Consider the following 11,108-nt stretch of genomic DNA (forward strand, 5'->3'; position numbering starts at 1 on the left):
ATGGTCCCCGGCCTGGTGCGCCGGACCCCTCGAGTCCGCTCAAGTCTGCCGTACAAAAGCGGCTTGTCCGTACTTCGGGTCCTGGCATGTCCGGCCCCGCCGCACCTGGTGGATGCGGCGGGGCCGGACGGCGCGTCAGATTCCGAATGCCGCCGGATACTGGATCGTGCCCGTCGGCACGGGCGCGGAATCGTCGAGGACCAGAGCCATCATCGCCTCGTCCGGCACCTCGAAGCCCGCCCGGATCCCGAACCGGGACGCCGGTACGAAGCCGAACCGCGGGTAGTAGTCGGGATGCCCGAGCACCAGGACGAGTGACTCGCCCCGCAGTCGGGCCGCGTCCAGCACGGCCCGTACCACCGCCTGACCCGCGCCCTGCAGCCGGCGGTCCGGGGCCGTCGCCACCGGGGCCAGTGCGAGCGCCGGCGCGTCACCCACCCGGCACCGGGTCAGCAGGGCGTACGCCGCGATGTCCCCGGTCCCTCCGGTTTCCCGTGCCACGTAGGACAGGCCGGGCAGCCAGGCCTGCGGATCGGTGCGCAGCGCGTCGACGAGACGGGCCTCGTCCGGAGTCGGAAAGGCTGCCGCATTGACCGCGTGCACCGCATCGATGTCCGCCGCCGTCTCCGGCCGGGTGGTCCAGCGGGGGTCGGCGGGCCGCAGGACGTACGCGGCATAGCCGTACTCCGTACCGTGGTCGCGTCGCATGGCCAGTTCCTCCCGCGTCGACGCGAGCGCCCACGCCATGCCGGGCGCCGACGGATCGGTGGCCGCGACCTTCTCGGCGAGCGGCACGTAGTACTCGTCCCAGTCGCTCTCGGGCTGCACCCGCACCCCGAGGACGTGATAGCCCGCCGCGACGGCCCGCGCCGTCTGTGCGGACACCGGGAGCATCGGGCCGTCCTGGTCCCAGAAGGCGCGCGCCTCGTCCGACGGCGTGTCCGTCGTCCAGACGCAGTGGCTGACGACCAGGGAGCCGCCCGGGGCGAGCAGCCGCTTCCAGTCCCGCAGCGCGGTGTCGAAGCCGATGATGTACGCGGAGCCCTCGGCCCAGACCAGATCGAACGATGCGTCCGCGAGGTCCGGGGTACCCGGGCCGGAAAGCCTGCCCATGTCGGCGTGGACGGTACGGATCCGGTCGCCGAGCCCGCGCGCCTCGGCGGACGCGCGCAGCTCGTCGAGGAACGGCTGGTGGGTGTCGACGGCCGTCACCTCGGCGCCGGCTTCGGCGGCGAGCAGCAGCGCGGCACGGCCGGGACCGCAGCCCAGATCGAGGACGCGCGGACGCCGCGGCAGCAGACCGGTGCGGGCGAGCATCCACCGGGTGGTGGCGTCGGAGCCGGGGCTCTGCCGGGGCAGGTGGTGGTGCAGGGAGAAGAACGCCTCGTAACGGGCGGTGTGATCGTTGTCGGTCAACGTGGGAAACCCTTGAGTGAGAGGGTTCCGGCCAACGTGGCGACTCGGCGTGCGTGAGCCGGGGTGCTAGCCGGGGACCCGGGAGCTGAAGAAGGACCGGATGCTGCGCCGGGCAGGCGCCGTCGCGACGGTCATCAACCTCAGCTCCTCTCTCAGGCAGGGGGAGGCAGGCACGCCTCTGCGCAGGACCCTACACCCGCGCGAGGACGGCAGTTCGGGTCTTGCGCTGAATCGCCGTTCAGTGACAGAGCTTGGCCTCGTGCTCCGCGTGCCCGCTCGGCTCCAGCTGGAACGTGCAGTGCTCGACGTCGAAGTGGTCGCCGAGACAGCCCTGCAGCTCGTGCAGCAGCTTCTCGTGCCCCATCGAGTCGAGCAGCTCCTGCTGCACCACCACATGGGCGGAGAGCACCGGCATCCCCGAAGTGATGGTCCAGGCATGCAGGTCATGGACGTCCAGCACCCCGGTCAGGGCGGTGATGTGGGCCCGTACCTCGCCCATGTCGACGCCCTTGGGGGCCGCCTCCAGCAGCACATTGAGCGTCTCCCGGAGCAGCTTGACCGTACGGGGGACGATCATCAGGCCGATCAGCAGCGAGGCGATCGGGTCGGCGGCCTGCCAGCCGGTGGCCAGGATGATGCCGGCCGAGACCAGCACGGTGACCGAGCCGAGCGCGTCCGCGAGCACCTCCAGATAGGCGCCGCGCACATTGAGGCTGTCCTTCTGTCCGCGCATCAGCAGCGACAGGGAGACCATGTTGGCCGCCAGGCCGACGAGGGCGAAGACGATCGTCAGCCCGCCCCGGGTCTCGGTGGGCGTGATGAAGCGCTCGACCGCTTCGTAGAGCAGATAGCCGCCCACGCCGAGCAGGAGCAGGCAGTTGGCCAGCGCGGCGAGGATCTCGGCCCGGGCGTAACCGAAGGTTCGGTTGAGTCCGGCCGGCTTGTTGGCGAAGTGGATCGCCAGCAGCGCCATGCCCAGCCCCAGCGCATCGGTCGCCATGTGGGCGGCGTCGGCGATCAGCGCGAGCGAGGCGGAGAGCAGACCACCGATGATCTCGACGACCATCACGGTGAGTGTGATGCACAGCGCGATCCGCAGCCGTCCCCGGTACGCGGCGGCCGCGGTGCCGGTGGGCGGCGGCCCGCCGTGCGAGTGCCCGTGATCGTGCCCAGCCCCCATGGGTCGCCTCCGGTCGTCTTGCGGATCCGGACCCGTATCGGCCCGAGAAGGCCAGTGAACTACGGGGAGGGGGTATCGGGCAACACGGCACTGAACACCGTTGTCATGTGCCCTGACCTGCGGAAACGATGGCAGGTCAGGGCGGTGCAGTGTTCCGGCGCGGATCAGGAGGTGACTGCCTCGGGGTGGCGCAGGCACCAGCCCTCCCATGCCGACTCGACCATGTCCCGCACCCCGAGCCGGGCCGTCCAGCCCAGCTCCTCGGACATCCGGGCGGCGGAGGCGACGGCCCTGGCCGCGTCGCCGGGCCGGCGCGGCTCGGTCTCCGGCTTGATGCGGTGGCCGGTGACCTCGCCCACCAGATCGGCGAGCTCGTGCACCGAGACGCCCTCGCCGCGGCCGATGTTCACGGTCAGGTCCCCGGGGTCGCCCTGCTCGGCGAGTCTGCGGGCCACCGCGAGATGCGCGTCGGCGAGGTCGGCGACGTGGATGTAGTCGCGGACGCAGGTCCCGTCCGGCGTCGGATAGTCGTCGCCGAAGATCCGGGGGGCCTCGCCGCGGGTCAGCCGGTCGAAGAACATCGGAATGACATTGGAGACGCCTGTGTCCGAGAGTTCCGGCTCGGCCGCTCCCGCCACATTGAAATAGCGCAGGCAGCCGGTGGACAGGGAGTGCGCCCGCCCGGTCGCCCGGACCAGCCACTCCCCGGCGAGCTTGGTCTCACCGTACGGATTGATCGGGGCACAGGGAGTCTCCTCGGTGATGAGATCCACGTCCGGTACGCCGTACACGGCGGCCGAGGAGGAGAAGAGGAAGCTCCGCACACCTGCCGCGACCACGGCCTCGAGCAGGACGGTCAGCCCCGACACGTTCTCCCTGTAGTAGTGCAGCGGCTTCTCGACGGACTCGCCCACCTGTTTCTTCGCTGCGAGATGCACCACACCCGTCACCGCGTGCCTGGCGAGCGTGCGGTCGAGCAGCGCGCGGTCGGCGACCGAGCCGCGGATCAGTGGTACGTCGGCCGGGATCCGGTCGCGGATGCCGGTCGAGAGGTCGTCGAGCACGACCACCCGCTTCCCGGCAGCCGCCATGGCCCGCACCACATGTGCACCGATATATCCTGCTCCGCCTGTGATCAGCCATGTCATACCCGTCAGCCTAGGTCTATGCCGCTGCGGTGTGTGAGCCGAGGCGGAGTCAGGTACACCCGCGGTTTGTGAGCCGGGGCCGGGATCGACGATGATGATCGCGGGCGGCGCCGCATGATGCCGGTCCGCCCCGAACGGAGCACAAACGGGCAGTGAACTCCCGCTTCCGTTCATCCGATAGCCTCTGCCGACGTGCCGCCGGCCCGCATCCGGGCCGCATTGTCGCGCGCCGACCCTGTCAGCACCAAGGAGTGAGTTCGTCTGTCGACCGCCATCCTCACCGGTGCACCGGTACCCGGATCGTCGCTCGCGGACGATCTGAGGTCGCTGGGCTTCGAGGTGCAGACCGCCGCTGATGTCACCGAGGCCGCCGAGCTGCTCTCCGCGGCTCCCGCCGACGCCCGCGTCGCGCTCGTCGATCCCCGCTTCGTCGGACACGTCCACGCCCTCCGGCTCGGACTGACCGACCCCCGCTTCCCCGCCGTCACCGTCCCCGGTGCGCTCACCGCACAGCCGGAGGCGCGCCCCGCGCTCGTCCGCGCCCTGCGCAGCGCCACCACGGCCGTCAGTGCGGGCGTCCCCCTGGGACGGGCCGACGGCGCGGACACCGTGCCCGTCACCGACCGCACCGTGCCGGGCCGCCTCGCCGTCGCGCTGGAGGCCGAGGGCACTGCCGTGCAGCGTCCGGAGCTCGGCTCGCTCGTCGCGGCCGTCCCCGTCGACCGGGCCGCCCGCGCCACCGCCCAGTCCGCCGTGGACGCGGTCGACGACGAGGCGGTACGGCTGCGCAGCGCCGTGAAGGCCCGCGACGGCTTCTTCACCACCTACTTCATCAGCCCGTACTCGCGCTACATCGCCCGCTGGTGCGCGCGCCGCGGTCTCACCCCGAACCAGGTCACCACCGCCTCCCTGCTCACCGCGCTGATCGCTGCGGGCTGCGCGGCGACCGGCAGCCGCGGCGGGTACATCGCCGCGGGACTGCTGCTGCTCTTCTCCTTCGTCCTGGACTGCACCGACGGGCAGCTCGCCCGCTACTCGCTGCAGTACTCGACGATGGGCGCCTGGCTGGACGCCACGTTCGACCGGGCCAAGGAGTACGCGTACTACGCGGGCCTCGCCCTCGGCGCGGCCCGCAACGGCGACGACGTATGGGCGCTCGCCCTCGGCGCGATGGTGCTGCAGACCTGCCGCCATGTCGTCGACTTCTCGTTCAACGAGGCCAACCACGACGCGGTCGCCAATTCGAGCCCGACGGCAGCCCTCTCCGACAAGCTCGACAGCGTCGGCTGGACGGTCTGGCTGCGCCGCATGATAGTGCTGCCGATCGGCGAGCGCTGGGCGATGATCGCTGTGCTGACCGCGGTGACGACCCCGCGGATCGTTTTCTACGCTCTGCTGATCGGCTGCTCCGTCGCTGCCTGCTACACCACTGCCGGCCGCCTGCTGCGCTCGCTGACCCGCAAGGCGCAGCGCACCGACCGGGCCGCCCAGGCGCTCGCCGACCTCGCGGACTCCGGGCCGCTGGCCGACCTCGTGGCGGCGAGGGGACCTCGCATCCGGGGCGGATGGGCCGCCCCGGTGGTGGCCCTCGTCGGTGCGGCCGCCCTGATCAGCGCCGCTCTGCTGCAGCCGTTCGGCAGTCGGCAGATGATCGTCGCCGCGGTGTTCTACGCGGTCTGCTCCGGCGTCGCCGTCGCCCGCCCCCTCAAGGGCGCACTCGACTGGCTCGTGCCCCCGATATTCCGGGCGGCGGAGTACTGCACGATCCTTGCTCTGGCCGCCCGCAGTGATGTCGACCAAGCCCTTCCTGCGGCTTTCGGGCTGATTTCGGCCGTCGCCTACCATCACTACGACACGGTGTACCGCATTCGCGGGGGCACTGGCGCGCCGCCCCAGTGGCTGGTGCGAACGATCGGTGGGCACGAGGGCCGGACCCTGGTGGTGGCCGTACTCGCCGCCGTACTCACTCGGCAGTCAGGTTTCACCGTGGCACTCACCGCTCTCGCGGTGGCCGTGGCCGCGGTGGTGCTTGCCGAGTCCATCCGCTTCTGGGTGTCCTCCGGAGCACCTGCCGTTCACGACGAAGGAGAACCCGCATGATCGGCCTCGTACTCGCAGCCGGTGCAGGACGGCGTCTGCGCCCCTACACCGACACGCTTCCGAAGGCCCTCGTGCCGGTCGACGGCGAGAAGACCGTGCTCGACCTGACGCTCGCCAACTTCGCGGAGATCGGCCTCACCGAGGCCGCGATCGTCGTCGGCTACCGCAAGGAGGCCGTCTACGACCGCAAGGCCGAGCTGGAGGCGAAGTACGGCCTGACGCTCACCCTTGTCGACAACGACAAGGCCGAGGAGTGGAACAACGCCTACTCCCTGTGGTGTGCCCGTGAGGTCCTGAAGCGGGGCGTCATCCTGGCCAACGGCGACACCGTGCACCCGGTGTCCGTGGAGAAGACGCTCCTCGCCGCCCGCGGCAACGGACAGAAGATCATCCTCGCCCTCGACACGGTGAAGAACCTCGCCGACGAGGAGATGAAGGTCATCACCGACGGCGACAAGGGCGTCCGGCGGATCACCAAGCTGATGGACCCGGCCACGGCGACCGGCGAGTACATCGGCGTCACCCTGATCGAGCCCGAGGCCGCCGAGGAGCTCGCCGACGCCCTGAAGGCGACGTTCGAGCGCGACCCCGACCTCTACTACGAGGACGGCTACCAGGAGCTCGTCAACCGCGGCTTCACCGTCGACGTGGCCCCCATCGGCGAAGTGACGTGGGTCGAGATCGACAACCACGACGACCTCGCGAAGGGCCGTGAGATCGCGTGCCAGTACTGACCCGGCTCATCCCGTCCCCGGTCGTCGTCGACATCCGCGGCGGCGCCCTGGACGACCTGGCCGGCCTCCTCGCCGACCAGCGGATCTCCTCCTCCGGCAAGCTCGCCGTCGCGATCAGCGGCGGCTCGGGCCGGGTCCTGCGCGAGCGGCTGTCCCCGGTGCTGCCGGGCGCCCACTGGTATCAGGTCGCCGACGGCACGATCGACTCCGCCGTGCGGCTCGCCGACGAGATCAAGGGCAACCGGTACGACGCCGTGGTCGGCCTCGGCGGCGGCAAGATCATCGACGTGGCGAAGTACGCCGCGGCGCGCGTCGGCATGCCGATGGTCGCGGTTGCGACGAACCTCTCGCACGACGGTCTCTGCTCGCCCGTGGCGACCCTGGACAACGACAACGGACGGGGCTCGTACGGGGTCCCCACCCCGATCGCCGTCGTCATCGATCTCGACATCATCCGCGAGGCGCCCGCCCGCTTCGTCCGCTCCGGCATCGGCGACGCGGTCTCCAACATTTCCTGCGTGGCCGACTGGGAGCTCGCCCATGACGTCAAGGGCGAGGAGATCGACGGGCTGGCGGCCGCCATGGCCCGGCAGGCGGGTGAGGCCGTGCTGCGCCACCCCGGCGGGGTCGGCGACGACGCCTTCCTGAAGGTGCTCGCGGAGGGCCTGGTGCTCACCGGCATCTCCATGTCGGTCGCCGGGGATTCCCGGCCGGCCTCGGGCGCCTGTCACGAGATCAACCACGCCTTCGACCTGCTGTACCCCAAGCGCGCTGCCAGCCACGGCGAGCAGGTCGGCCTCGGCGCCTGCTTCGCCATGTACCTGCGAGGTGCGCGCGAGGAGTCGCTGCTCATGGTGACCACCCTGCGCCGGCACGGGCTGCCGGTCCTGCCCGAAGAGATCGGCTTCACCGCCGACGAGTTCGTCCAGGCCGTCGACTACGCCCCGCAGACCCGTCCGGGACGCTTCACGATCCTCGAACACCTCAACCTGTCCACCGACCAGATCAGGGACGCGTACGCCGACTATGCCAAGACCATCAGTAGCTGAACTCCGTCCGGTCGTTCACCCGGAGGGTGTGAAGGACCGGCGCAGCGGTGAACACTGGGCCGGGCGCATGTACATGCGGGAGATCTCGCTGCGCATAGACCGGTACCTGGTGAACACCAAGATCACGCCGAACCAACTGACCTACCTGATGACGGTCTGCGGCGTCCTCGCTGCCCCGGCCCTGCTGGTGCCCGGGATCGCGGGCGCCGTCCTCGGGGTGGTGATGGTCCAGCTCTATCTGCTGCTCGACTGCATCGACGGCGAGATCGCCCGTTGGAAGAAGCAGTTCTCGCTCGGCGGCGTCTATCTGGACCGCGTCGGCGCCTACCTCTGCGACGCCGCGGTGCTGGTCGGCTTCGGGCTGCGCGCGGCTGATCTGTGGGGCTCCGGGCGGATCGACTGGCTGTGGGCCTTCCTCGGTACCCTCGCCGCCCTCGGCGCTGTCCTGATCAAGGCCGAGACCGACCTTGTCGGCGTCGCCCGTCACCAGGGCGGACTGCCGCCGGTCAAGGAGGCGGCGTCGGAGCCGCGCTCGTCCGGTCTGGCACTGGCCCGCAAGGCCGCCGCGGCGCTGAAGTTCCACCGCCTGGTGCTCGGGATCGAGGCATCCCTGCTGATCCTGGTCCTGGCGGTCCTGGACTCGGTCAGGGGCGACCTGTTCTTCTCCCGGCTCGGCGTCGCCGTGCTGGCCGGTATCGCCCTCGTACAGACGCTGCTGCACCTGGTGTCGGTCCTGGCGTCGAGCAGGCTGAAGTGAGCACCCCCATGAAGCTCGGCGCGGTCATCATCACGATGGGCAACCGTCCTGACGAACTGCGCGCCCTCCTCGATTCGGTCGCCAAGCAGGACGGCGACCGGATCGAGGTGGTGGTCGTCGGCAACGGCGCCCCGGTCCCGGACGTCCCCGCGGGCGTACGGACCGTCGAGCTCCCCGAGAACCTCGGCATCCCCGGCGGCCGCAACGTCGGCATCGAGGCGTTCGGCCCGTCCGGCGCCGACGTCGACGCGCTGCTCTTCCTCGACGACGACGGACTGCTGCCGCTGACCGACACCGCCGAGCTGTGCCGGCAGGCGTTCGAGCAGGACCCGAAGCTGGGCATCATCAGCTTCCGGATCGCCGACCCGGACACCGGCGTGACCCAGCGCCGCCACGTGCCACGGCTGCGCGCCGCCGATCCGATGCGCTCGTCGCGGGTGACGACCTTCCTGGGCGGCGCCAACGCCGTCCGTACCCAGGTCCTCGCCGAGGTCGGCGGGCTGCCGGGCGACTTCTTCTACGCGCACGAGGAGACGGATCTCGCCTGGCGGGCACTGGACGCCGGCTGGATGATCGACTACCGCGCGGACATGGTCCTCAACCACCCGACCACCGCACCCTCCCGGCACGCGGTCTACCACCGTATGGTGGCCAGGAACCGGGTCTGGCTGGCGCGCCGCAATCTGCCCGCGCCCCTGGTCCCCGTCTACCTCGGCGTCTGGCTGCTGCTGACACTGCTCCGCAAGCCCTCGGGCCCCGCGCTGAAGGCATGGTTCGGCGGCTTCCGGGAAGGCTGGACCAAGCCCTGCGGACCACGCCGTCCGATGCAGTGGCGCACGGTATGGCGGCTGACCAGACTCGGCCGACCTCCCGTGATCTGAGAGGCTCGCCTCTGAGAGCATGAGGCGTATTTTTTTCTTACGGGACCTGTCCGCCTGAACCGCGACCGCGACTGGCTGCGCATCTTGAATACGAGAGTTTCATCTGGTGAGTGACACAACCCATGACGGTGCGGTCGCGCTGAGCACCCCGCCATCCGCCGACGACGGCCTGAGCGCCGCCGCACTGGCAGGCAAGTACGGCCTGACGGTGAGCGGCGCCCGGCCCGGGCTGTTCGAGTACGTCCAGCAGCTCTGGGGCCGCCGCCACTTCATCATGGCGTTCTCCCGCGCCAAGCTGACCGCCCAGTACAGCCAGGCCAAGCTCGGCCAGCTGTGGCAGGTGGCCACGCCGCTGCTCAACGCCCTGGTCTACTACTTGATCTTCGGGCTGATCCTGGGCACCAGGAAGGGCATGACCCAGGAGGTCTTCATTCCCTTCCTGGTGACGGGCGTCTTTGTCTTCACCTTCACGCAGAGCTCGGTGACCGCGGGCGTACGGGCGATCTCGGGCAACCTCGGACTGGTCCGAGCCCTGCACTTCCCCCGCGCGTCGCTGCCCATCTCGTTCTCGCTGCAGCAGCTCCAGCAACTGCTGTTCTCGATGATCGTGCTGGCGGTCGTGGCGGTCGGCTTCGGCAGCTACCCGTCGCTCTCCTGGCTGCTGATCGTTCCCGCGCTGGTCATGCAGTTCGTCTTCAACACCGGCCTGGCCCTGATCATGGCCCGGCTCGGCAGCAAGACCCCCGACCTCGCCCAGCTGATGCCGTTCATCATGCGCACCTGGATGTACGCGTCCGGTGTCATGTTCTCCATCCCGGTCATGCTCAAGGACAAGCCGGAGTGGATCGCGAGCGTGCTGCAGTACAACCCGGCGGCGATCTACATGGACCTGATCCGCTTCGCGCTGATCGACGGCTACGGCTCCGAGAACCTGCCGCCGCACGTCTGGATCGTCGGGCTTGCCTGGTCGGCCTTCATCGGCCTCGCAGGCTTTGTGTACTTCTGGAAGGCAGAGGAACGGTACGGCCGTGGCTGAGGACAACACTTCGGGGCGCATCCCCACCGTCATCGCCGACGATGTGCACATCGTGTACCGGGTCAACGGCGCCGGCGGAGGCAAGGGCAGTGCCACCGCGGCGCTGAGCCGGATACTGCGCCGTGGCAAGGGCGAGGCGCGCGGAGTCCGGAAGGTGCACGCCGTACGCGGTGTCTCCTTCACCGCCTACCGGGGCGAGGCCATCGGCCTCATCGGCACCAATGGCTCCGGCAAGTCGACCCTGCTGCGGGCCATCGCCGGTCTGCTGCCGACCGAGCACGGCAAGGTGTACACGGACGGACAGCCGTCGCTGCTCGGCGTGAACGCGGCGCTGATGAGCGATCTGACCGGCGAGCGGAACGTGGTGCTCGGCGGGCTCGCGATGGGCATGACGCGTGAGGAGATCCGCGAGCGCTACCAGGGGATCGTCGACTTCTCGGGCATCAACGAGAAGGGCGACTTCATCACCCTCCCGATGCGGACGTACTCCTCCGGTATGGCCGCCCGGCTCCGGTTCTCCATCGCCGCCGCCAAGAACCACGATGTCCTCATGATCGACGAGGCGCTGGCCACCGGTGACCGCAAGTTCCAGATCCGCTCCGAGAAGCGCATCCGCGAGCTGCGCAAGGAGGCGGGCACGGTCTTCCTGGTCAGCCACAGCAACAAGTCCATCAGGGACACCTGCGACCGGGTGCTCTGGCTGGAGAAGGGCGAGCTGCTGATGGACGGCCCGACCGACGAGGTCCTCAAGGCGTACGAGCGGGAGACCGGGAAGTAGGGCCTCCGCCGTCCCCCTCACGGCAGCGG

General features: G+C 70.0%; 10 protein-coding genes. 7 read left to right on the plus strand and 3 right to left on the minus strand.

Annotation, left to right across the window (positions count from 1 at the left end; genetic code table 11):
* Positions 1–135: 135 nt before the first annotated feature.
* From ACFU6I_RS07960 to galE, 3 genes are all read right to left on the minus strand, one after another.
* Positions 136–1,416, minus strand: a complete 1,281-nt coding sequence (locus ACFU6I_RS07960; RefSeq protein WP_384362860.1) for a bifunctional class I SAM-dependent methyltransferase/N-acetyltransferase — start codon at positions 1,414–1,416, stop codon at positions 136–138.
* 238 nt (positions 1,417–1,654) lie between these two features.
* Complete coding sequence (locus tag ACFU6I_RS07965) at positions 1,655–2,596, minus strand: cation diffusion facilitator family transporter (protein WP_384362862.1); 942 nt, start codon at positions 2,594–2,596, stop codon at positions 1,655–1,657.
* Between the two features lie 164 nt (positions 2,597–2,760).
* On the minus strand, positions 2,761–3,744 hold the full coding sequence (galE, locus tag ACFU6I_RS07970) for a UDP-glucose 4-epimerase GalE (protein WP_384362864.1): 984 nt from the start codon (positions 3,742–3,744) through the stop codon (positions 2,761–2,763).
* A 339-nt stretch (positions 3,745–4,083) separates the two neighbouring features.
* Between galE and ACFU6I_RS07975 the strand changes: the two genes are divergently transcribed.
* The 7 genes from ACFU6I_RS07975 (at position 4,084) to ACFU6I_RS08005 (ending at position 11,079) form a co-directional block, all read left to right on the plus strand.
* Positions 4,084–5,844 carry a DUF5941 domain-containing protein gene (locus ACFU6I_RS07975; RefSeq protein WP_384362866.1) on the plus strand — a complete coding sequence of 587 codons (1,761 nt, stop codon included), beginning with the start codon at positions 4,084–4,086 and terminating at the stop codon, positions 5,842–5,844.
* Entirely contained in the window at positions 5,841–6,578 is a 738-nt protein-coding gene (locus ACFU6I_RS07980; RefSeq protein ID WP_384362868.1) for a sugar phosphate nucleotidyltransferase, read from the plus strand. The genes ACFU6I_RS07975 and ACFU6I_RS07980 overlap by 4 nt, the downstream gene beginning before the upstream one ends.
* On the plus strand, positions 6,566–7,627 hold the full coding sequence (locus ACFU6I_RS07985) for an iron-containing alcohol dehydrogenase family protein (RefSeq protein ID WP_384362870.1): 1,062 nt from the start codon (positions 6,566–6,568) through the stop codon (positions 7,625–7,627). The genes ACFU6I_RS07980 and ACFU6I_RS07985 overlap by 13 nt, the downstream gene beginning before the upstream one ends.
* Positions 7,605–8,384 carry a CDP-alcohol phosphatidyltransferase family protein gene (locus ACFU6I_RS07990; protein ID WP_384362872.1) on the plus strand — a complete coding sequence of 260 codons (780 nt, stop codon included), beginning with the start codon at positions 7,605–7,607 and terminating at the stop codon, positions 8,382–8,384. The genes ACFU6I_RS07985 and ACFU6I_RS07990 overlap by 23 nt, the downstream gene beginning before the upstream one ends.
* Positions 8,381–9,265: a glycosyltransferase gene (locus tag ACFU6I_RS07995; RefSeq protein ID WP_345516362.1), complete on the plus strand. Its 885-nt coding sequence runs from the start codon at positions 8,381–8,383 to the stop codon at positions 9,263–9,265. The genes ACFU6I_RS07990 and ACFU6I_RS07995 overlap by 4 nt, the downstream gene beginning before the upstream one ends.
* Before the next feature lie 106 nt (positions 9,266–9,371).
* Positions 9,372–10,301, plus strand: a complete 930-nt coding sequence (locus ACFU6I_RS08000; protein WP_384362874.1) for an ABC transporter permease — start codon at positions 9,372–9,374, stop codon at positions 10,299–10,301.
* A complete protein-coding gene (locus ACFU6I_RS08005) occupies positions 10,294–11,079 on the plus strand; it encodes an ABC transporter ATP-binding protein (RefSeq protein ID WP_327243074.1) in 786 nt (261 codons plus the stop codon). Before ACFU6I_RS08000 ends, ACFU6I_RS08005 begins: the two co-directional genes overlap by 8 nt.
* Positions 11,080–11,108: the final 29 nt, after the last annotated feature.

The organism is Streptomyces sp. NPDC057486 (assembly GCF_042802415.1).
GTDB classification, from domain to species: domain Bacteria; phylum Actinomycetota; class Actinomycetes; order Streptomycetales; family Streptomycetaceae; genus Streptomyces; species Streptomyces yanii.

What these genes read in the sequence shown, in the direction of transcription:
- ACFU6I_RS07980 (WP_384362868.1), top strand. Translation starts at nt 5,841, where the DNA reads ATGATCGGCCTCGTACTCGCAGCCGGTGCAGGACGGCGTCTGCGCCCC.
- galE (WP_384362864.1), bottom strand. Translation starts at nt 3,744, where the DNA reads ATGACATGGCTGATCACAGGCGGAGCAGGATATATCGGTGCACATGTG.
- ACFU6I_RS07990 (WP_384362872.1), top strand. Translation starts at nt 7,605, where the DNA reads ATGCCAAGACCATCAGTAGCTGAACTCCGTCCGGTCGTTCACCCGGAG.
- ACFU6I_RS07965 (WP_384362862.1), bottom strand. Translation starts at nt 2,596, where the DNA reads ATGGGGGCTGGGCACGATCACGGGCACTCGCACGGCGGGCCGCCGCCC.